The organism is Cryobacterium sandaracinum, from assembly GCF_004403415.1.
Lineage (GTDB): Bacteria > Actinomycetota > Actinomycetes > Actinomycetales > Microbacteriaceae > Cryobacterium > Cryobacterium sandaracinum.
Map to the genome: position 1 here is coordinate 49336 of NZ_SOGO01000041.1, position 21235 is coordinate 70570.

Below are 21235 nucleotides of genomic sequence, written 5' to 3' on the forward strand. Positions count from 1 at the left end.
CTTTCGTTCACGGCGGACGGCTGATCTCAGTGTGAGGTTTTCGTTCCTTTAGCAAAAGCGAATCTTTATGATCGATATTGATTAGCATTTATGATCAGTATTGAGACGATCGAGGAGGGTGACGGATGCTGGATGTGCGCCGACTGCGTCTGCTGCACGAGCTCAAGATCCGCGGCACCCTGGCGGGAGTCGCCGAGGCCCTCGCTTACAGCCCGTCCGCCGTGTCGCAGCAGCTCGCGCTACTGGAGAAAGAGGCCGGGGTTTCCCTGTTGCAGAAGGTCGGGCGCCGGGTGCGGCTCACCCCGCAGGCCGAGGTTCTGGTGCTGCACACGACCTACCTGCTCGAACGGCTGGAACTGGCCGAGGCGGAGATGACCGCGTCGCTGACGACCGTGTCCGGCACGGTGCGCGTGGCCCTGTTCCAGTCCGCGGCGCACGCCCTCATCCCTCAGGCCCTCACGTTGCTCGCCGAGGAGTTCCCCGAACTGCGGGTCGAGGTCACCGAGCGCGAGCCGGAGCGCGGCCTGTTCGAGGTGTCTGCGCGCGATTTCGACCTCGTGCTCGCCGAACAGTATCCCGGGCACACCCGGGTGCACTGGCCTGACCTGGACCGTGTGAACCTGGCGACGGATGCGCTCCGGCTGGCCGTTCCGCCCTCGCGCGGCGGCCGCGCGGCGGCAGCGTCGCTCGCCGACGCCGCCGATCTGCCCTGGGTGATGGAGCCGGAGGGAACCGCCTCACGGCACTGGGCGACCCAGCTCTGCCGGTCGGCGGGATTCGAGCCCGACGTGAGGTTCGAGACGGCCGACCTGATCGCGCACATCCGCCTGATCGAATCCGGCAATGCCGTCGGCATCCTGCCGGACCTGATCTGGGCCGGGAAGATGCCGACCGTTCGCGGTGTCGAGCTGCCCGGCGGGCCGCTCCGCACCGTCTTCTCCTCGGCCCGGCGCTCGAGTGCCAGCCGACCGGGCGTGCTCGCCGTGCGCGACGCCCTGGCCCGCGCCGTGGAACTGGTCGCCGCCCCGGTGACAGGCTGACCTTCCCCGGCTTTGATCGTTGAACGGGCGCGTCCGGCGGCTCGCGTCGACACCCGTGAACGGAGCCCCACCATGACGAAGCCAACCGCTGTGCTCGCCTTCGCCGCCGTCGCCCTCGCGCTGGGCCTGACCGGATGCTCCACCGGCACCGACGGCTGCAACCGGCTCGTCGGCACCTGGTCGATGAGCGGCGACGCCGTCGAGCTCGGCACGCTCGCACGTGCCGACTGACCCGGCCGGGCGGGCAAGCTGCGCGGGCCCGACGCCCCGGGCTGGACTCGGTTCCTGAGTAGTCTCGGTGCATGAGCGAACCCACACACGATGTCGTGATCATCGGCGGCGGACACAACGGCCTGACGGCCGCCACCTATCTGGCCCTGGCCGGCAAAAGCGTTCTCCTACTCGAGCAAGGCGAACACGTCGGAGGCGCGGCCATCTCCGCCCCGGCCTTCCCCGGCGTCGACGCGCGGCTCTCGCGCTACTCCTACCTGGTCAGCCTGCTGCCGCAGCGAATCATCGACGAGCTCGGTCTCGAGATCGGGCTGGCCCGGCGCCGGTACTCCTCGTACACCCCCGATCCGGCCGACACCCGAACCGGACTCCTGGTCGACCGCGGCGACGAGCCGGCCACCCGCGCCAGCTTCGACCGGGTCGGCGCGGCCGTCGATTTTTCTGCCTGGAATGCCTTCTACCGTGACACGGAGAGCGTTGCCCGGGCGCTCTTCCCCACCGTCTGCGAGCCGCTGCCCACGCGCTCGGAGGCCAGGACCCTGCTCGGAGACGACATGCTTTGGGAGCAGTTCTTCGAGCGGCCGCTCGGCGGCGCGCTCCGTGATCGCTTCCAGAACGACCTCGTGCGCGGGGTGGTCGCCACCGACGGCCTGATCGGCACCTTCACGTCGCTGGACAGCGCGGAGCTCGACGCGAACCGCTGCTTCCTGTACCACGTCATCGGCAACGGGACCGGGGACTGGGACGTGCCGGTCGGCGGCATGGGCGCCGTCTCCGGCGAGCTGGAGAAGGCCGCCCGGCAGGCCGGCGCCCGGATCGTGACGGAGGCCGAGGTCACCGGCGTCACGCCGGAGGGCGAGGTGAGCTACCGGCACGGCGGCGCCCTGCGGGTCGTTCAGGGCCGGCACGTGCTCGCCAACGTCGCCCCGTGGGTGCTGCGGGGTCTCCTCGGCGAGGCCGCGCCGGCATCCGTGCGCCCCGACGTCGAGCCGGGTGCCGGCCCGAGTGCCGGGCCGAGCGCGGGGCCCGACGCCAAACCGGAGGGCGCGCAGGTCAAGGTGAACCTGCTGCTCCGCCGACTGCCGCTGCTGCGCGACGAGGACGTGTCCCCCGAGGCCGCGTTCGGCGGCACCTTCCACATCAACGAGACCCTGACCCAGCTGGAGAGCGCCTACGACCAGGCCGACCACGACGGCTTCCCCGAGCTGCTGCCCTGCGAGATCTACTGCCACTCGCTCAGCGACCCGAGCATCCTCTCCCCCGAGCTCGTCGCCGCCGGCGCGCAGACCCTCACGGTGTTCGCGCTGCACGCCCCGCACCGCTGGCTCACCGAGGAGAACAACGACGTCAGCCGCGACCGGCTGCAAGCCGCCGTTCTGGCGTCGCTGAATTCCGTTCTGGCCGAACCCATCGAGGACCTCTTGCTGAGCGATGCCGCCGGCCGGCCCTGCATCGAGACGAAGACCACGCTCGACCTGGAGCACGCCCTCAACCTCCCCGGCGGCAACATCTTCCACGGTCCTCTGGAATGGCCGTTCCTCGAGGACGACGCGCCGCGATCCACCGCGGCCGAGCGTTGGGGGGTGGCGACGGAGCATCCGCGGATTCTGATCTGTGGGGCGGGCGCCAGACGCGGCGGCGGCGTCAGCGGCATCGGCGGTCACAATGCGGCGATGGCGGTGCTCGAGGGGTAGGCGCCGGGTCCCGGCCGGAGGGCGTGGCTGTTGATCCCCGCCCGGAGAAGGGCATAGTTTTGTACTGAGGCCCGTGCCTCACTCACCGTGGAGGTTCGCATGTCATTCAAGCCAACCGGACGCCTTGCCTATCGCGAAGACGGTCTGTACCTCATGCTCGACCGGCTCTTCAGCGCGTCGAAGGACGACGTGTGGGCGAGCGTGAGCCGGTCCGCCGGTCTCCACGGCTGGATCGGAACCTACACGGGCGCTCCCGAGACCGGCGCCGTGCGATTCAAGTTGGACGAAGCGGATGCCGAGTGGGAGTACGTGAGCATTATCAAGTGCATCCCGCCGAAGCGGTTCACCGCCGACATCGGTGAGGGTGCCGCCGCCCGGCACGTGATTCTGCACCTCGTCGAGGGGGCGGGGATGACCACCCTCACCTTCGGCCAGCGCCTGCACTCCGCCGCGGAGGCCGCCACCGTCGGCCCGTTCTGGGACTACTACTTCGACCGTCTCGTTGCGGCGCGCACCGGCCAGCCGATACCCGCCCGGACCCACTACAAGCCCCACGTCGAGTACTACAGTGAGCTCATCCCGCCCAAGAAGGCCACCGAACCCACCGTCTAGTCCTGATCGATTGGTTGTGTCGCTCGCGGAGGATCAGAGCTGATCGCCCTGCGTGGACGCTGGTCAGCACAGGCGCCACGCCAGGCCCGGCGTCGAACCAATTCGACGGAGATTCTCGGGTAAAACTGCATTTCCGTATTGTTTCGGGTTGATTCGGGTTGATTCGGGCAGAATCTCCGTCGAATTCGTTCGGGCTACGGGTGGGGGTGCCGCAGGACCCCGGACTCGGCTGACACGGCAGACACGGCGCGTGGCGCTCCCACTCAGGTCCAGTGGCTGGGCGCGGCGGCGCGGGTGGCGGGCATCGCGACATCCGCGCTCCACTCGAGCAGCCAGGCCGGCACCGTCACGTCCTCGGGCACCGCGCCCACGGCGTCGACGAGCTCGTCGATGCCCACGACCCCTCCGCTGCGCTTCAGGAACCGTCCGCGGATGAAGCCCTGCGCATAGATCTCCGGGGTTCCGTCGGCGTCCGGCCGCACGAACCGCTGCTCCACGTAGACGGCCTTCTCGTCGAAGCCCAGGATGCGCGACTCCACCGTGAACTTCTGGCCGAGGGTCAGCGACTTGCGGAAACTAATCGTCTCCGACACCACCACCGGGTACCAGCCGCGCTTCAGGAAGATCGCCCAGATGCCGGTACGGTGCAGCATATCGAAGCGGGCGATGTCCATGATCGACAGGTATACGCCGTTGTTCATATGCCGAAGGATGTCCTGGTCGGTCGGCAAAGTGATGAACCGGGTGCTGGCCACGTCGTAGTGGCCCAGGCGCGGGCCGAAGCGGGAGAGGACGGAGTGCAGGAGGGTGCGCCAGAGCATGTGCATCTTGAGAGGCTAGCCACCGGCGGTGCCGGGGCGCATTCTGCTGCCGCGAGCCACAAGCATCCGGGCCCGCACGACCGGAACCTGCACGATTACCACAGTGCCTCCGGTTGAGCGTGCCCGTTCCGCGGGTCACTCTCGACCGGACCAGGCACACTCGCGACAGCGGATGCCCCGGACTCCCGGCCGGGTTAACCTTTCGTATATGGTCCCATTGCCCAACCTGCTGACGTTCGCGCTGGCATCCGTCGCCCTGATCGTGCTGCCCGGACCCACCGTGCTGTTCGTGATCGGGCGGTCCCTGGCGCTCGGACGCCTCGGCGGCCTGCTGAGCGTGCTCGGCAACGCCCTCGGGCTGATCCCGGTGGTCGCGGCCGTCGCGCTGGGCCTCGGCGCAATCGTGACCGGGTCGATCGTGGTGTTCACGACGATCAAGTTCGCCGGTGCCGCGTACATCGTCTACCTCGGCGTGCAGGCCATCCGGCACCGGCACGCGGCCGCCCGGAGCATCGGTCTGAGCAGCGTGCCGAAGACGAAGTGGCGCCTGCTGGCCGAGGGATCGGTCGTGGGGATCAGCAACCCCAAGTCGATCGTGTTCTTCGTGGCCGTGCTGCCCCAGTTCGTGGACTACTCGGCCGGGGCCGTCCCGCTGCAGCTGCTGACCCTGGGCCTTGTGTTCGTGCTGCTTGCCCTGCTCGGCGACAGCGTGTGGGCCCTCGCGGCAGGCTCGGCCCGCGATTGGTTCGCCTCGTCCCCCCGCCGCATGGAGCACCTCTCCGCGGGCGGCGGCGTCATGATGATCGGCCTCGGCGGCGTGCTCGCCGCCACGGGCGCCCAAGCCTGACCTTGCCCCCGGTGGTCGACCGCGGTTCCGATATCGGCCCCGAAAGTCGGGCCTGTCGGACCCGGTGAGCCGATGTCCGAAGGTTTCTCTGCGGCCCGCATCCGTCGCGGCGCACCCGGTGGAAGCTGGCGGACCGTAGAACATGCGCCGGCTTCCACAGGGTGCGCCATGAACGTTCTCGGCGACGGTTGCGACGGCCGCGAGCGGCACCCCGGCGACGCGGCGCACGAAGGCACCCAGGCGGCGGTAGACCTCTTGCGATTCCGGATGTGCGGCGTCCTGCTGCCAGGTGTGGCGCGTGTTGGTCTGCTTCCGGTCGTAGATCAGCGCGTCGACCGCGATGGAGCGCCGGCGCAGCGCAGCGATGAAATTGAGGTTCGCCCGGTAGAAGTGGTCACGCTCCGAGGTGGTCACGAACACCGGCGGGAACCCACGCTCGAGCCACTCGATCGGGGACATGAACCGGGCCGCGGTACGCAGCACGACCCCGCGGCCGCGCTCCGGCAGCAGCATCCGCAGAAGATTCAGGCTCAGCACGAATCCGCGCTCGAACATCACCGAGATGTCGGCGATGTTCGAGCACGATCCGGTGGGGATCCCCGCCGAACTCCTCGATGTGGCGGGCCACCCAGCGCAACACCTCGTTGCCGTCGTCCAACATGTGCTTCAGCTGGAAGCGCGTCGCCATCCGGTAGTTCGCGTTGACGACGATCATGCCGTCGACCGCCTGGCTGGCCGCGTACTCCGTCAGCGGCGCCTTGTCGCCCGAGGACAACCTCGGAAGACCTCAGCTCAGGGGTTGTGGGCGGCTCCTCCGTGCACACCCGTGGCCTCGAGCACCGCGCGCGCCAGGGTGTGGAAGTGCAGGTTGAACCCCAGCACGGCCGGCGTGGAGTCCGGGTCGATGTCGAGCCGGGCCACATCGACCGCGTGCACGATGAACTGGTACCGGTGCGTGCCGGTGCCGGCCGGAGGGCTCGCGCCGACGAAAGCCGACTGACGGCCTTCATTGGGCAGGGTCACGGCACCCCTCGGCAGCAGCCGGCCGCCCGGAGCGCCGGCGTCTGCGGGCAGGGCCACGCAGTCGGCCGGCAGGTTGACGACCGCCCAATGCCAGAATCCGGACCCGGTCGGAGCGTCCGGGTCGTACAGGGTCACCGCGAAACTCTTCGTGTCGGCCGGGAATCCCGACCACTCCAGGTGCGGGGACAGGTTCCGGCCGCCGGAGCCGGTGCCGTACTGCGCCGCGGTGAGGGGCACTCCGTCGGTCATGTCCGTGCTCGTCAGCGTGAATAGCGGTACAGCGCCGAACCGGGCGAGAGGATCGTTCTGGGCCATTGGGCCTCCAATTGGTTGCCAGAAGCTTAGCCAGCCGGCCACCCGGCCCGCGCCCCCCATCCAGGCACCCACCCGGATATCAGCCGAATACAAGCCGGCGAACTCGGTAAAATGGCGCGGTGGCTATTCCGAAGATCCTGCTCTACTACGTCTTCACCCCTCTGGCCGACCCCGAGGCCGTGCGTCTCTGGCAGCGAGACCTGTGCGAATCGCTGGGCCTGCGCGGGCGAATCCTGATCTCCACCGACGGCCTCAACGGCACCGTCGGCGGCGACCTTCCCGCGATCAAGCGCTATCTGCGCAAGACTCGGGACTACGCCCCGTTCAAGAATCTCGACGTCAAGTGGAGCGAGGGCACCGGGCTCGATGAGCAGGGTTTGAGCCTCGACTTCCCCCGGCTGGTCGTGAAGGTGCGGGATGAGATCGTGAGCTTCGGCGCACCCGGCGAGTTGCGCGTCGACGCCGGCGGCGTGATCGGCGGCGGCGCCAAGCTCTCCCCGGCCGAGCTGCACGCCCTCGTCGGTGAGCGCGGCGACGAGGTCGTTTTCTTTGACGGCCGCAACGCGTTCGAGGCCGAGATCGGCCGCTTCCAAAACGCGATCGTGCCGGATGTCGCCAACACCCGCGAGTTCGTGGCTGAGCTGGAGAGCGGCACGTACGACCACCTCAAGGACAAGCCCGTCGTCACCTACTGCACCGGCGGCATCCGCTGCGAGGTGCTCAGTTCCCTGATGAAGGAGCGCGGCTTCGGCGAGGTCTACCAGCTTGACGGCGGCGTCGTGCGCTACGGCGAGGCCTTCGGCGACGACGGCCTCTGGAACGGTTCGCTCTACGTCTTCGACCAGCGGATGTCGCTGGACTTCAGCGACCATACCGCCATGATCGGGCGCTGCTTGGTGTGCGGTGAACCGACGAAGAACCTGCTCAACTGCCGAGATCCCTCCTGCCGGGAACAGCTCGTCGTCTGCCCGGGCTGCGTCGCTGCCAAGGCCCCGGCGTGCGCGGCCCACGCCACCGCCCACGTTGACGCGCACACCCGGGCCTGACCGGCCGCGGTGCGCCCTCTCGCAGATGCCGACATGCTACTTCCCAGGGGCAGGAGGCGGGGCTGTGATTGGATGCACTGTGACCTTTGATGCGCAGACGATCCGACCCAGCTTTCCCGCCCTCGCCACCGGCACGGCCTTCTTCGACGGCCCGGGCGGCACCCAGACCCCCCTGGCGGTCGGTTCCGCGATCGCGTCGACGCTGACCGGTCCGCTCTCGATCCGGGGAACCGGAAGTACCTCCCAGCAGAACGCGGAGGACGCCGTCACCGGGTTCCGGAGCGCCATGGCGGATCTGCTCGGCGCCGAAGAACGCGGAATCGTCTACGGACGCAGCGCCACGCAACTGACCTACGACCTGGCGAACGCCCTGTCCGCCGGATGGGGCCCGGGCGACGAGGTCGTGGTCACCCGGCTCGACCACGACGCGAACATCCGCCCGTGGATGCAGGCCGCCGACCGGGCCGGCGCCACGGTGCGTTGGGCGGACTTCGACCCGGCCACCGGTGAGCTGAGCGTCCCGGACATCGCCGCGGTCCTCAGCGAGCGCACCCGGCTGGTAGCCGTGACCGCCGCCTCCAACCTGATCGGCACCCGCCCGCCCGTGGCGGCGATCGCCCGGCTCGCACATTCCGTCGGCGCGCTCCTCTACGTCGACGGCGTGCACTACACGCCGCACGCGTCGGTGGACGTCGCGGCGCTGGGAGCGGACTTCTTCGTCTGCTCGGCCTACAAGTTCTTCGGTCCGCACTGCGGGATTCTCGCTTCCGCGCCCGCGCTGCTCGAAACGATATATCCCGACAAGCTGGTGCCCTCGAGCGACCAGGTGCCCGAGCGTTTCGAGCTGGGCACGCTCCCCTACGAGACGATGGCGGGGGTCACGGCTGCCGTCGAATTCCTCGCCGGCCTCGGCGACGCCGCGCCGGCCGGGGCCTCTCGGCGGGAGCGCCTGATCCGCTCGTCCCAGGCTCTCGAACACCACGAGGAGACCCTGCGCGGCAAACTGGAGGCCGGCCTGGCGGAGCTGCCGGGGGCGCGACTGCACTCGAGGGCTGCCGTGCGCACACCCACCGTGCTGGTCACGTTCACCGGCCACGACACCGCGGATGCGTCCCGCCACCTGTGCAAGCAGGGCATCCTCGCCCCCGCCGGCTCGTTCTACGCCCTCGAAGCCTCCCGGCACCTCGGACTCGGCGACCGTGGCGGCCTGCGGATCGGCCTCGCCCCCTACAACACCGTCGATGAGGTGGCCCGGCTGCTCGCCGCACTGAGCGTCTTCCTCCGCGTCACCTGACCCGGTCGTCTCCGCCCCTAGGCTGGAACCAGATCCCAGAGATCGACTATCAGCGCGGGACTACCAGCAACGAAGGGGGAACGGATGCCGGTCGGCGCGGTCATCGAGTTCAGCAACATCACCAAGACGTTCGGCAACGTCACCGCGGTGGACAACCTGTCCTTCACCGTGGAGCCCGGCCGGGTCACCGGCTTTCTCGGCCCCAACGGCGCCGGAAAGACCACCACGCTGCGCATGCTGCTCGGGCTGGTCGCGCCCACGTCCGGCACGGCCACCATCGACGGCATCCGCTACCGTGACCTGCCGCGCCCGCTGCAGACCGTCGGGGCCGCCCTGGAGGCAGCCAGCTTCCATCCCGGCCGCAGTGCCCGGAACCACCTGGCGGTCTACGCCATCGCGGCGGGGCTGCCCTCCGCCCGCATCGACGCGGTGCTGCACACGGTCGGCCTCGGCGCACACGGCGCCCAGCGTGTCGGCGGCTTCTCGCTCGGCATGCGGCAGCGGCTCGGCCTGGCCTTCACCCTGCTCGGCGACCCCGGCGTGCTCGTGTTGGACGAGCCGATCAACGGGCTCGACCCGGAGGGGATCAAATGGATCCGCGGCTTCCTTCGCACCATGGCCGACGAGGGGCGCACGGTCCTGGTCAGCTCCCACCTGCTCTCCGAGGTGCAGCAGAGCGTCGACGACGTGATCATCATCGCCGACGGAGCCCTCGTGCACCGAGGCACCCTGTCGAGCCTCGAGACCGAGGCGGCGCCGCGCATCCTGGTCGACTCCCCCGACCGCACTGCTCTTGAGGCCGCCCTCAGCCAGGCCGGCATCGAGTTTTCCACCGGGCGCACCGGGTTGTTCGCCGCTGCGCCCGACCCGGCCCTGATCGGCCACATCGCGTTCTCGGCCGGCGTGGAACTCAGCGCTTTGCACCGGGAGAGGAAGGGGCTCGAGGAGGCATTCCTCGCCCTCGTGAACGGCCACGCAAACGGAAACGGAGGCGAGTCGCGATGACGTCCTTCAGCCGCGCCCTCGGTGCCGAGTTCGCCAAGCTCGGCACAACGCGCCTGTGGTGGGTCCTCGCCGCGGTCATGTTCGGTTATATCGCCCTGCTCGCCGGCGGCCTCTCGGCGCTGTTCGCGGGGATCGAGAGCGGCGCGATCAGCCCGGATGCCGCCGGTACCGGATCCCAGGGACTCGCCGGGTTCGGCAGCCTCCCACCCCTGATCTACAGCTTCGCGTCATCCGTCGGCTATGTCTTCCCGGTTCTGCTCGGGGCCCTCGCCACCACGGGCGAATTCCGGCACCAGACCCTCACCCCCACGTTCCTCGCCAATCCCCGGCGGGCCCAGGTGCTCGGGGCCAAGACGATCGCTCTCTTCGTGGTCGGCGCGGTCTTCGGGGTCGTCGCGCTGCTCGCATCCGTCGGCGTCGGCGCGCTCGTCATCAACGCGTTCGACGTCGACCCGCTGCTGGCCGATAGCGCTACCTGGGCGCTGATCGGCCGCACGGTGCTCGCCATGGCCATCTGGTCGACCATCGGTGTGGGCCTCGGCGTGCTCGTGCATAGCCAAGTGGCGTCGATCGTCATCGTGCTCGCCTTCACCCAGTTCGTCGAACCGCTGCTGCGCTTCGCATCCCTGTTCACCGACGTGACGCGAGGGATCGGCAACTACCTGCCGGGGGCCGCCTCCGATGCCCTGGTCGGCGCGAGCTTTTTCACCCTCGCCGCGCCGGGAGGCACCCCGGCGGCGCTGCTCGAGTGGTGGCAGGGCGGGCTCGTCCTCCTGGCCTACATGCTCGCCGCGACCGTGATCGGCTATGCGGTCAGCTGGAAGCGCGACGTCACCTGAACACCTGACCCGAACGCCCGCGTAGTCTCGACGCATGGGTATTGAGACTGAGTTCCGGGCCATCGTCGTCGACCGCATCGAAAATGCCGAGGGCCGGAAGACGCAGAGCGCGGCCATTCGCGTGGTTGACGACGGCTTCCTGATGGCCGGCGACGTCACCATCGCGGTCGAGTACTCAAGCATCAACTACAAGGACGGGCTCGCCCTGATGGGCCGCCCCGGGGTCGTGCGCGCCTGGCCCCTGGTCGCCGGGATCGACCTGGTCGGAACGGTCGAGCAGAGCGCCGACCCGCGCTGGTCGGCCGGAGACCAGGTCATCCTCAACGGGGCCGGTCTGAGCGAGACGCACCACGGCGGGTTGGCCGAACGGGCCCGCGTGTCGGGGGGCTCCCTGGTGCGGCTGCCGAACGGTATCAGCGCCGTGCGGGCCGCCGCGATCGGCACGGCCGGGTTCACCGCCATGCTGTCCGTGCTCGGCCTCGAACGGGGTGGGGTCACGCCGGAGTCCGGTGCCGTGCTCGTGACCGGCGCTGCCGGCGGGGTCGGCAGCGTCGCCGTGGCACTGCTCGCCGCCCGCGGCTTCCAGGTGCACGCGTCAACCGGCCGCATCGATGAGCTCGGGGACTACCTGCGCGGGCTCGGTGCCGTCGAACTCGTCGATCGCCGCACCCTCAGCGAGGCCGGCAAACCGCTGCAGGGCCAGCGCTGGGCCGGGGCCGTCGATTCGGTCGGCAGCGCCACCCTCGCCAACGTCCTCGCCCAGACGAACTACGGCGGAGTGGTCACCTCCTGCGGCCTGGCCCAGGGGGCCGACCTTCCGGCCACGGTCATGCCCTTCATCCTGCGCGCCGTCAGCCTGATCGGGATCAATTCGGTCGAGGCTCCGCTCGCCCAGCGCGAGGAGGCCTGGCAGCGCCTCGCCTCGGACCTCGACCTGGGCCTGCTCGACCACCTCACCCAGGTGATCCCGCTGGAGGCGAGCTTCGATGCCGCCGCGGGCATCCTCGCGGGCACCATGCACGGTCGAACCGTCGTCGACGTGCGCCGCTAGCACGCGACTCCGAGGCTGCGGCTGCGGCTGCCGCTGCCGCTCAACGTCGTCCCGAACGAATTCGACGGATACAGCAGGGGAGCGGAGATTTTGCTCAAAACAGGCCCTAAACATCCGTCTCAGTCCGGAATCGGTAAAATCTCCGTCGAATCGGTTCGACAGCGGACGTGCTCGACCAGTGGGACGGTCAACCGCCGAGCTTGAGCGACGCGATCAGGTCCGGGGCGTGGTTGGTGGTCAGGATCACCCGGGAGAACTCGTCGTCAATGAGGTCGATCACGACCGCCTGGCGCTTGCGCTTGATCGCCAGGAAGTCCTTGCCGCCGCGGAACTTCCAGGTGCCCACCGCGACCACCAGCGGCAGGCCCACCCCGGGAGAACGGATCCCGCGGATCCAGATCCACGGGTCATCCGTGATCGTCACCGAACGGATGTTCCCGCGCGGTACGACGATGTCCTCGCGCCGCAGGGCGAGGGTCTTCTCCGCTTTCGTGAGGTGGATCTCAAGCCGGTCAGGGTGAACGCGGAGGGAAGCCATGCGTCTAGTCTGCCTGTTCCGGGACGAAATCCACCTGTCGGAACCTCACAAAGGAATAACTCCCGGGTGTACGGGTCACACCTGCGGGTCACACCTGCGGGGTCGCGGCGGCCGCGGCCTTCGCTGCGGCAGGGAGGGCGTCAAGGATCCAGCCGACCGCGCTCTCGTCGTGGGCGTTGGAGACGAACCAGGCCTCGAACACGGACGGCGGCAGCGAAACGCCCTGATCCAGCATGGAGTGGAAGAACGGACCGTAGCGGAACGTCTCCTGGCGCTGCACCTGAGCGTAGTTCCGAGGCGCGCTGGCGGCGGCTTCGGCACCGAATACGAAGCTGAACAGGTTGCCGGCCCGCTGCACGCTGTGCGCGACGCCCTCGGCCGAGAAGGCGGCGGAGACGGCCTCGGAGAGCAGCAGCGCGGTGGCGTCGATGCGCTCGTAGACGCTCTCGTCCAGGGCCCGCAAGGTGGCGATGCCGGCGGCGACCGCCACCGGGTTCCCGGAGAGCGTGCCGGCCTGATAGACCGGGCCGTTTGGAGCCAGGAAGTCCATCACGTCGGCGCGACCGCCGAGGGCCGCCACCGGCAGGCCTCCGCCGATGACCTTGCCGTAGGTGAACAGGTCCGGCGTGTAGTCCGCCTGCCCCTGGCCCACGGTGTCCAGTCCCCAGTAGCCGGCCGGATGCACCCGGAAGCCGGTGAGGACCTCGTCGATGATCAGGAGCGCGCCTTGCTCGTGCGCGAGGGCGGTGAGCGCGGCGTTGAAGCCGGCGTCGGGAGCCACGACACCCATGTTCGCCGCCGCCGCCTCGGTGATCACGGCGGCGATCCGGCCCGGGTGCGCCTCGAAGGCGACTCGTACGGCATCCAGGTCGTTGTACGGCAGCACGAGGGTCTGCGCGGCCGTCGCTGCCGTGACCCCGGCCGAGCCGGGCAGGGCCAACGTGGCCAGGCCGGACCCTGCCTGAGCCAGCAGTCCGTCCGAGTGACCGTGGTAATGCCCGGCGAACTTGATCAGCAGGTCGCGACCGGTGAAACCGCGGGCCAGACGGATGGCCGTCATGGTGGCCTCGGTGCCGGTCGAGACCAGGCGCAGCTTCTCGACCGCGCCGACGCGTTCCTCGATCAGTTCGGCCAGGATGGTCTCACCGGGCGTAGAGGCACCGAAGGACAGGCCGAGCGCGGCGGCATCCTGCACCGCCTGCACGACCTCCGGGTGGGCGTGGCCGAGGATGGCCGGGCCCCAGGAGCTGACCAGGTCGACGTATTCACGCCCGTCCGAGTCGGTGACATAGGCGCCCTTCGCTTTCACCAGGAACAGCGGGGTACCCCCGACCGACCGGAAGGCCCGAACGGGTGAGTTCACTCCGCCGGGGATGGCGCGCTGCGCGCGGGCGAAGAGATCGTCGTTGCGGGACATCATCGGGCCTGTCTTTCGTTGAACCAGGTGGCCAGTTCGACCGCCCAGTAGGTGAGCACGGCGTCCGCTCCGGCGCGACGGATGCTGAGCACGGACTCCTCGACGGCCCGGCGGCGGTCGATCCAGCCGTGGGCGGCTGCGGCCTCAATCATCGCGTATTCACCGGATACCTGGTAAGCCCAGACCGGAACGTCACTGACGGCGGCGACCTCGGCGAGCACGTCGAGATAGCTGCCGGCGGGCTTCACCATCACGATGTCGGCGCCCTCCTGGATGTCGAGCCGGGCCTCGCGCACGCCCTCCCGGCGGTTCGCCGGGTCGAGCTGGTAGCTGCGCCGGTCACCGTCGAGGGTTGACTCCACCGCGTCGCGGAAGGGACCGTAAAACGCCGAGGCGTACTTGGCCGAGTAGGCGAGCACGGCCGTATCGACGTAGCCGTTCTGGTCGAGCGCCTGGCGCACGGCGGCAACCTGGCCGTCCATCATTCCGCTCAGGCCGAGCAGCTGCGAGCCGGAGGCCGCCTGCACGAGCGCCATGTCGCAGTAGCGCTCGAGGGTGGAATCGTTGTCGACGCTGCCGTCTGCGCCGACCAATCCGCAGTGGCCGTGGTCGGTGAACTCGTCGAGGCAGAGGTCGGTCTGCACGACGAGGGCGTCGCCGACCTCGTCGGCCAGCGCGCGGGTGGCGGCGTTGAGGATGCCGTCGGGATCGGTCGCCCCGGAGCCGACGGCGTCGCGCACGGTCGGCACCCCGAAGAGCATGACGCCGCCGATGCCCGCTCCCGCGGCCTCGGTCACCGCCCGCCGGGCGCTGTCAATGGTGTGCTGAACCACCCCGGGCATCGACTGGATCGGCATCGGGTCGCCGCTGCCCTCCCGCACGAACATCGGAAGAACCAATTCGGAGGGGTGCAGACGGATTTCGCTGGCCAGGCGACGGAGCGCGGGAGTGGTGCGCAACCGTCGCGGGCGGATGACGGGGTTTATCACCCGTCAACCCTACGTCGCCGGGCCGGGCGTGCGCGAACCGTCAGCGGGATTGGGCGACGTGCACCAGGGCCTGGATCAAGGACTCGGCGCTGGGCGAGTCGGCCACGACGTCGACGCGCAGGCCGATGGCCGCCGCATCCCGCGCCGTGCGCGGCCCGATGCAGGCCACCACGGTCGATTCGGGGATCGGCCCGAGTTGGTCCTGCACCTGCTGCGCCACGCTTCCGGAGGTGACGAGCAGGGCCTGGACAGTGCCGGCCGCGACGTCCGCGACGACGCGCTGGTCGACCGGGACGCCGATGGTGCGGTATGCGACGACCGATTCGACGTCGTGGCCGATCCGGCGCAGCCCCTCGGTCAGCAGCGGCTTGGCGATTTCCGAGCGGAGAGTGAGGATGCGCAGCGGCACCTGGCCCGAGGTGGCCGTTTCCCACTCCTCGAGGAGTCCGCGGGCCGAGTTGTCTTCGGAGGGGACGATGTCGACCCGGTAACCGGCCGCGATCAGGGCCGCGGCCGTTGTCTCGCCGACCGCCGCGATGCGCGTGGACGCGGCCACGACGGCACGGTGCGACGACAGAACGTCAACGGTCGTGGCGCTGGTCACGGTCATCCAGTCGAAGTCGCCCGCCGCGAGGCGTGCGAGGGCGGCCTCGAGCGCGGGGGCGTCGTCGGTCGGGGCGAAGTTGATCATGGGGGCCACGATCGGCTGGGCGCCCTTGGAACGCAGGTCGGCGGCGACGTGGTCGCCCCACGGGCCGCCGCGCGGCACGAGAACCCGCCAGCCGGTGAGCGGCTTGGCGAGGCTGGCTTTTGTCTTGTAACGCGAGTTCATCACGAAGTCACCTTGATCGGGGCGAAGTCGGCAGCGCCGCCGGCGAGCAGGTCAAACGAAACACGGTTGGACACGTCTTGCGCGGCTTCGGCCAGGTGCGCAATGGAGTGGGAGTCGGGGGTGGCGGCATGGGAGCTCACGACGCTGCGGGAGCCGTCCGGGCTGTACACCGTGGCGGTGAGGAACAGGAGCCCGTCGTCGATCGCGGCCATGGCGCCGATGGGCGCGGCGCAGCCGGCTTCGAGCCGCTCCAGCACCAGACGCTCGGCCATGACGGTGGTCTGGCTGGTCGAGTGATTGATCGCAGTGAGGGCCGTGGCGAGAGTACGGTCGAGCTTGCCGTCGCGCACCTCGAGCGCGAGCGCGCCCTGGCCGGGAGCGGTCGGCCAATCCGACAGTTCCAGGTATTCGCCGTCCACGGACTCGAGCAGCGCCAGCCGGCTGAGGCCCGCGGCGGCGAGCACGACGGCGTCGAGGTCGCCCTCGGCCACACGGTTCAGACGGGTCTCCACGTTGCCACGGATGTCCACGACGTCCAGGTCCGGGCGCAGCGATCGCAGCTGGGCGGCCCGGCGCGGTGACCCTGTGCCGACTCGCGCGCCCTCGGGCAGCGTGGTCAGGTTCAGCCCATCGCGGGCGCACAGCACGTCGCGCGCATCCGCACGCTTCGGGGTGGCGCCGATTCGGAGGCCCGGGTAGGCGGCCGTCGGCAGATCCTTGAAGGAATGCACGACGACGTCGCATTCTTCGGCCAGGAGCGACTCCCGCAGGGCGCTGGCGAAGACGCCCGTGCCGCCCAGGCTTGACAGAGACTCGCGGGAGGTGTCGCCGTGCGTCGTGACCGTGACGATTTCGACCTCGGAGCCGGACGCGGTCGCGATGCGGTTCGCAATCGCAGTGGTCTGCGCCAGGGCGAGCGCGCTGCCACGGGTTCCGACGCGGATCAGGCTCACGGAGCCATCCCGGCGACGGCCGGCTTGAAGCCCAGGCGCACGTTCTCGCAGCAACCGGGGCGGCAGACGTCGTACCAGGGTCCGAGGTCGGTCTCGTGCGGACGAGCGTCGGCGGGGGTGTCGTTCATGCGCTCCTCAACCAGGTCGATGAGCCCGCTCACGAAGGCCGGGTCGACGCCGGGCGTCGGCACCCGCACGGACACCAGGCCGAGGTCCCCGGCGGTCTCGGTGGCCTCGTTGTCGAGGTCCCACATGACCTCCATGTGGTCACTGACGAAGCCGAGCGGCACGATGACGATGGCACGGATGCCCCGCTCCGGCAGCAACGCGATGGCGTCGTTGATGTCGGGCTCGAGCCACGGCATGGTGGGCGGCCCGCTGCGGGACTGGAAGACCAGCTGCCACGGGGTGTCCACCCCGACCATGACCTTCTGGGCGACGGCGAGGTGCTGCGCCGCGTAGGCGCCGCCCTCGCCGAAGCCGCGCTCGGCCGGGCCGCTCTTGTTGGCGTCGGTCATCGGGATCGAGTGGGTCGAGAACAGGATTTCGACCTCGGTGGCCAGGTCGATTCCGGGGACCTGGGCCACGACATCCGCGAGCCCCTTCTGGAGGGCGGTCACGAACGGGGTGACGAATCCGGGGTGGTCGAAGAACTGGCGCACCTTGTCGATGTGCACCACGCCCTCCAGCCCGGTCGCGGTCAGCGCGGCCGCGAAGTCCTCGCGGTACTGGCGGCAGCCGGAGTAGGAGCTGTAGGCGCTGGTGGCGATGGCCAGGAGCCGGGTCTGGCCGTTGTCGTTGGCCTCGCTGATGGTGTCGCGCAGGTAGGGTGCCCAGTTGCGGTTGCCCCAGAGCACGGGCAGGTTGATGCCGCGGCGTTCGAGTTCGGCCTGGAGCGCGGCGCGAAGCACACGGTTCTGGTCGTTGATCGGGCTGACCCCGCCGAAGTGGCGGTAGTGCTTGGCGACCTCTTCGAGGCGCTCCTCGGGGATGCCGCGCCCGCCGGTGACGTTGCGCAGGAACGGGATCACATCGTCCTGACCCTCGGGGCCGCCGAAGCCGGCGAGCAGGATGGCATCGTAGGTAGTCATTACTGCAGAACCTCCACCAGTTCGGCCGTCGAGATGCGGCGGCCGGTGTAGAACGGGACCTCTTCGCGCACGTGGCGGCGCGCCTCGGTGTTGCGCAGTTCGCGCATCAGGTCGACGAGTTCGGTGAGCTCGTCGCTTTCGATCGGCAGCAGCCACTCATAGTCGCCGAGGGCGAACGAGGAGACGGTGTTGGCGATGGCTCCGCGGAAGGCCGCGCCCTTGCGGCCGTGGTCGGCGAGCATGGCGCTGCGCTCGGCCTCCGGCAGCAGGTACCACTCGTAGCTGCGCACGAACGGGTAGAGGGTCAGCCAGCCCTTCGGCTCCACTCCGCGCAGGAACCCAGGCACATGGCTCTTGTTGAACTCGGCGTCGCGGTGCACGCCCATGGCGTTCCAGGTCGGCAGGAGGCTTTTGAGGAGGCGGCTACGACGCAGCTGGCGGTGGGCCCACTGCAGGGTCTCGGCCTCCGGTGCGTGGGTCCAGATCATCACGTCGGCGTCGGCGCGCAGCCCGGAGACGTCGTAGAAGCCGCGGACGGTGACGCCCTCGGCCTCAACGAGACCGATGACGTCGTCGAGCTCCAGGACGGCTCGGGGCACATCGTGGCCGTCGAGGTCGTCCGGGTTGCTCGGATCTTTGCGCAGCACAGCGAAGAGCGTGAAACCCTGCGGCGACGCGTCTGGCGCGTCAGTCGTTCCGTGGGTCTCGGCAGAGGTGGTGGAGTGAGGTGGGTTTACTGCCTCTCCGGCAGCCGGGTGAGTCATAACTACTAGTCTCTACTCCTTTGCCGCGAGAGCCAAAACTGCGCGGTCGGGTACCGGCTTCCGTTGACCTCAGCGGCGCTGCACGGCCCTGACACCGAGCCAGATGGCGCCCACCGCGGCCGTGGCCGCGCCCAGGACGATGCCGGCCAGTGCGAGGGGATTCTTCTCGCCGAGTTCGCGCAGGCGCACGTTGGCCAGGCGCGAGCGTACGCGCAACTGCCTCGGCACGTTGAGCCTGTACTCGATCGCGTCGAGCGTTTGCGCGAGTTCGACGCGGGCACGGGCGGCCTCGGCGCGCAACTCGGTCTTGGTGCGCGGAACGGCCTCAACCGTGACAGCTGCGACGCTCCCGCGGACGGCCTCATGTGTCGTCGTGTTCACTTCAGTGCTCATATTTGCCAACTCCCTTGAGGGCGTCGACGTCGCGACGGATGCTTTCCGTCACGCCGTCCGGATCCGATGACGTTCCAGCCTGCAGCCGGTTTCTGCCGACCAGCCCCAACAGGAGCGCGAGCAGCAACAGGGCGACCGCCACGATCAGGGTCGCGAGCCAGAGCGGCAGGACGAGGGCGAGCGCGATGACCGCGAGGGCGACCAGCACCAGAGCCGCGAAGAACGCGAACAGGGCCGCCCCGACGAAGAGCCCGATGCCCAGCCCGATGTTCTTGGCCTTACCGGCGAACTCCGCCTTAGCCGCGTCGAGTTCGGCCTTGACCAGGGCGATGATCTGACCGGGCAGCTCACCGAGAAGGTCGAACGTCGATTTCCGGCTCTTCGGGTTGAATTCGCTGTTTCTCACAGTTTCCCCTTCGTTCGGAGTGTCGCGGTGATTATTTCGTGGTGGTGTCGTCGGCGACCGTCGTCGGTGCGGTCGGCGCTGCGGTCGCCGGCGTCGGCACGGTGTAACTGGTCCCGGACGTCTTGGACGCCTTGGACTGCAGGGCCGAGGCGATCTTCTTGCCGGTCTCGAGGAGTGCCGACGGCACATCCCCGACCCGCTCGAGCGCGAAGTCGCGAGCCTCGTTCACCCGGCGCTGAACGGGCGGCGCGTTCCATACGTTGTCTGCCGCGGCCACGATCTGGTCGTAGCGCTTGCGCCCGGCGCGCGCGCCGAGGACGTATCCGACGAGTCCACCCGTGATGAACAGAAGCTTTCCCCGCATTGTCACTCCATTCCTCAAGGTGCACGTATCCCTCAGAGTATCCCCCATTAGGGATAAGAGCAGGTCGGCACGGCCGGTGACCCGGCGATCAGATGCCGAGGGCCTCCTGCCGGGTGCGGGAGGCCGCGGCGACGGCATCCGGGATCACCGAGGCCAGGCCGGTGCCGGCGAGCCACGCACCCGTGAGTTCGAGTCCCGGGGTGGCGGCCACGACCTCGCGCACCTGATCGACCCGCTCGGGTGCGCCGACGGTCGCGGGCGAGAGGGCATCGCCCCAGACCGTGCGCGCGAAACCGCGCACGGCGGTCGCGTCGAGGTCGACGCCCAGGATCGTGCGGGCGTCCGCCAGGGACAGCGCGAGGAGCTCGTCATCGCGAAGACCGGCGGTGGGGCTGTCCTGGCCGGCGCGACCGTAGGACAGACGGATGACGTGTCGGCCCGGTCCGGCGGCCTCGGCCAGCCAGTCCCACTTCGCGGTCACGTGGGTGAGCGCCTTGGCGGTGACCCCGGGGGTCGCGGCCGCGACCAGCACGCCGGTGCCGCGCGGGTGCAGGTCGAGCTCCGGGGCGTCGATGACGATCGTGGCCAGCTCGATCGCCGTCGGCTGCGGCCAGTCGAGTTCGGCGAGCGCCGCATGGGCCGGGCTCAGGCCGGCCAGTAGGCCGAGCGCCTGCGCGCCTGGAGTCGCGATGATCACGAAGTGGGCGTCGAGGGTGGTCTCCGGCGCCGGGGCTGCCGGCGCGTCTGCGTCCGCCGCCGTGTCCGGTGCCGCGCAGGTGGCCGTCCAGGTGGGCGCGTCCTCGGTGCCGGAGCGCTGCAATGCGGTGACCGGGGCATCCGTCACGATCTCGGCGCCGAAGTGCACGAGGTCGGCCACCAGAGCGGTCACGAGCCGGAACATGCCGCCCCGGAGCCCGGCCACGTTCGAGCCGGCCGGGGCGCCGGAGCGCAACGACAGCACGGCCCCGGAGAGCGAACCCGTCACCGTGAGGGCGGAGTTGAGGCCCGGGGCCACGACGTCGATCTCGAGATCGTCGGCCGCGGACGAGTACACCCCCGCGGTCACGGGTTCGACGAGCCGTTCGAGCACGCGGCGCCCCATGCGCTTGCGCACGAGTTCACCCAGGCTGTGTTCCCGGCCGATCGTCAACACCGGCATCAGCCGGTCCGCGTAGGCGCGCCAGGCGCCACTCCAGCCGATCACGCGGCGCACGTCGTCGGCGAGCGGAGAACCGGGGATGCCGAGCACGCCGGCCTTGGGCAGCGGAACACTGACCGAACCATTCGGCACGCGGTCGTCGGGCAGGTGCAGCCACGCGCCGGCGGGGTTCGGCGCGACAACCTCGTCGGACAGACCGAGGTCGGCGATGAACTCGGCCACCGCGTCGCGCCGCACGGCGAAGCTCTCGGCACCGCTGTCGAGGGTGAGGCCGGCCACTTGGTGGCTGCCGAGTGCTCCGCCCGGCACACCGGTGGCTTCGAGCACGGTCACGCTGAGTCCGACCCGGGCGCAGGCTCGGGCGGCGATCAGGCCCGCCACCCCTCCACCGATGACGATGACGTCTTTCATTCGCGCCCCCTGAGCCTGCGTGCGATTGTCAGGACGCGGACGGCGCGGCGGCCGGGGCTTCCGGGACGGCGGCGGCCGGGCCGGCGGCGGCCGGGCCGGC

The 21235-nt window shown here is 69.7% G+C and carries 24 protein-coding genes; 10 read left to right on the forward strand and 14 right to left on the reverse strand.

The features are described 5' to 3' along the window. The first annotated feature begins 125 nt into the window (after positions 1–125). The 4 genes from E3T25_RS15110 (at position 126) to E3T25_RS15125 (ending at position 3577) form a co-directional block, all read left to right on the forward strand. Positions 126–1040, forward strand: a complete 915-nt coding sequence (locus E3T25_RS15110; protein ID WP_104099920.1) for a LysR family transcriptional regulator — start codon at positions 126–128, stop codon at positions 1038–1040. Between the two features lie 72 nt (positions 1041–1112). Then, positions 1113–1271 (forward strand): META domain-containing protein, encoded by a 159-nt coding sequence (locus tag E3T25_RS15115; protein WP_134342534.1) that lies wholly within the window; start codon positions 1113–1115, stop codon positions 1269–1271. A gap of 71 nt (positions 1272–1342) precedes the next feature. Continuing rightward, positions 1343–2965 (forward strand): phytoene desaturase family protein, encoded by a 1623-nt coding sequence (locus E3T25_RS15120; protein WP_134375179.1) that lies wholly within the window; start codon positions 1343–1345, stop codon positions 2963–2965. Between the two features lie 99 nt (positions 2966–3064). Next, positions 3065–3577 (forward strand): SRPBCC family protein, encoded by a 513-nt coding sequence (locus E3T25_RS15125; protein ID WP_104099922.1) that lies wholly within the window; start codon positions 3065–3067, stop codon positions 3575–3577. A gap of 263 nt (positions 3578–3840) precedes the next feature. Here E3T25_RS15125 and E3T25_RS15130 read toward each other — a convergent pair whose 3' ends face one another. After that, entirely contained in the window at positions 3841–4404 is a 564-nt protein-coding gene (locus E3T25_RS15130) for an acyl-CoA thioesterase (protein WP_104099923.1), read from the reverse strand. A 202-nt stretch (positions 4405–4606) separates the two neighbouring features. On the opposite strand from E3T25_RS15130, the gene E3T25_RS15135 reads away from it, so the two are divergent. Continuing rightward, a complete protein-coding gene (locus tag E3T25_RS15135; RefSeq protein WP_104099924.1) occupies positions 4607–5245 on the forward strand; it encodes a LysE family translocator in 639 nt (212 codons plus the stop codon). Between the two features lie 394 nt (positions 5246–5639). Here E3T25_RS15135 and E3T25_RS17575 read toward each other — a convergent pair whose 3' ends face one another. Next, positions 5640–6020, reverse strand: a complete 381-nt coding sequence (locus tag E3T25_RS17575; protein ID WP_241980914.1) for an alpha/beta hydrolase — start codon at positions 6018–6020, stop codon at positions 5640–5642. A gap of 17 nt (positions 6021–6037) precedes the next feature. Next, complete coding sequence (locus tag E3T25_RS15145; protein WP_104099926.1) at positions 6038–6583, reverse strand: YbhB/YbcL family Raf kinase inhibitor-like protein; 546 nt, start codon at positions 6581–6583, stop codon at positions 6038–6040. A gap of 119 nt (positions 6584–6702) precedes the next feature. Between E3T25_RS15145 and trhO the strand changes: the two genes are divergently transcribed. The 5 genes from trhO (at position 6703) to E3T25_RS15170 (ending at position 11818) form a co-directional block, all read left to right on the forward strand. Further along, complete coding sequence (trhO, locus tag E3T25_RS15150) at positions 6703–7629, forward strand: oxygen-dependent tRNA uridine(34) hydroxylase TrhO (RefSeq protein ID WP_134375181.1); 927 nt, start codon at positions 6703–6705, stop codon at positions 7627–7629. A 79-nt stretch (positions 7630–7708) separates the two neighbouring features. After that, entirely contained in the window at positions 7709–8923 is a 1215-nt protein-coding gene (locus tag E3T25_RS15155) for a cysteine desulfurase-like protein (RefSeq protein WP_104099928.1), read from the forward strand. 84 nt (positions 8924–9007) lie between these two features. Then, complete coding sequence (locus tag E3T25_RS15160; RefSeq protein ID WP_104099929.1) at positions 9008–9928, forward strand: ABC transporter ATP-binding protein; 921 nt, start codon at positions 9008–9010, stop codon at positions 9926–9928. Continuing rightward, positions 9925–10767: an ABC transporter permease gene (locus E3T25_RS15165; RefSeq protein WP_134342529.1), complete on the forward strand. Its 843-nt coding sequence runs from the start codon at positions 9925–9927 to the stop codon at positions 10765–10767. Before E3T25_RS15160 ends, E3T25_RS15165 begins: the two co-directional genes overlap by 4 nt. Before the next feature lie 34 nt (positions 10768–10801). Then, complete coding sequence (locus E3T25_RS15170) at positions 10802–11818, forward strand: MDR family oxidoreductase (protein WP_134342528.1); 1017 nt, start codon at positions 10802–10804, stop codon at positions 11816–11818. Positions 11819–12005: 187 nt separating this feature from the next. Here E3T25_RS15170 and E3T25_RS15175 read toward each other — a convergent pair whose 3' ends face one another. From E3T25_RS15175 to hemG, 11 genes are all read right to left on the reverse strand, one after another. After that, complete coding sequence (locus E3T25_RS15175) at positions 12006–12356, reverse strand: hypothetical protein (RefSeq protein ID WP_104099932.1); 351 nt, start codon at positions 12354–12356, stop codon at positions 12006–12008. Positions 12357–12444: 88 nt separating this feature from the next. Continuing rightward, positions 12445–13773: a glutamate-1-semialdehyde 2,1-aminomutase gene (hemL, locus tag E3T25_RS15180; RefSeq protein ID WP_104099933.1), complete on the reverse strand. Its 1329-nt coding sequence runs from the start codon at positions 13771–13773 to the stop codon at positions 12445–12447. Further along, entirely contained in the window at positions 13773–14759 is a 987-nt protein-coding gene (gene hemB / locus E3T25_RS15185; protein ID WP_370247314.1) for a porphobilinogen synthase, read from the reverse strand. Before hemB ends, hemL begins: the two co-directional genes overlap by 1 nt. Positions 14760–14802: 43 nt before the next feature. Continuing rightward, positions 14803–15594 (reverse strand): uroporphyrinogen-III synthase, encoded by a 792-nt coding sequence (locus E3T25_RS15190; protein ID WP_134342572.1) that lies wholly within the window; start codon positions 15592–15594, stop codon positions 14803–14805. Next, complete coding sequence (gene hemC, locus E3T25_RS15195; protein ID WP_104099936.1) at positions 15594–16547, reverse strand: hydroxymethylbilane synthase; 954 nt, start codon at positions 16545–16547, stop codon at positions 15594–15596. The genes E3T25_RS15190 and hemC overlap by 1 nt, the downstream gene beginning before the upstream one ends. Further along, on the reverse strand, positions 16544–17638 hold the full coding sequence (locus tag E3T25_RS15200; protein ID WP_104099937.1) for a ferrochelatase: 1095 nt from the start codon (positions 17636–17638) through the stop codon (positions 16544–16546). Before E3T25_RS15200 ends, hemC begins: the two co-directional genes overlap by 4 nt. Continuing rightward, a complete protein-coding gene (gene hemQ / locus E3T25_RS15205; protein ID WP_104099938.1) occupies positions 17638–18402 on the reverse strand; it encodes a hydrogen peroxide-dependent heme synthase in 765 nt (254 codons plus the stop codon). Before hemQ ends, E3T25_RS15200 begins: the two co-directional genes overlap by 1 nt. Before the next feature lie 69 nt (positions 18403–18471). After that, positions 18472–18795 carry a DUF3618 domain-containing protein gene (locus tag E3T25_RS15210; RefSeq protein WP_104099939.1) on the reverse strand — a complete coding sequence of 108 codons (324 nt, stop codon included), beginning with the start codon at positions 18793–18795 and terminating at the stop codon, positions 18472–18474. After that, a complete protein-coding gene (locus E3T25_RS15215) occupies positions 18785–19201 on the reverse strand; it encodes a phage holin family protein (RefSeq protein ID WP_166784747.1) in 417 nt (138 codons plus the stop codon). The genes E3T25_RS15210 and E3T25_RS15215 overlap by 11 nt, the downstream gene beginning before the upstream one ends. Before the next feature lie 31 nt (positions 19202–19232). Further along, positions 19233–19565 carry a hypothetical protein gene (locus tag E3T25_RS17030; protein WP_174720183.1) on the reverse strand — a complete coding sequence of 111 codons (333 nt, stop codon included), beginning with the start codon at positions 19563–19565 and terminating at the stop codon, positions 19233–19235. A gap of 88 nt (positions 19566–19653) precedes the next feature. Beyond that, on the reverse strand, positions 19654–21135 hold the full coding sequence (gene hemG, locus E3T25_RS15225) for a protoporphyrinogen oxidase (protein ID WP_134342524.1): 1482 nt from the start codon (positions 21133–21135) through the stop codon (positions 19654–19656). Positions 21136–21235: the final 100 nt, after the last annotated feature.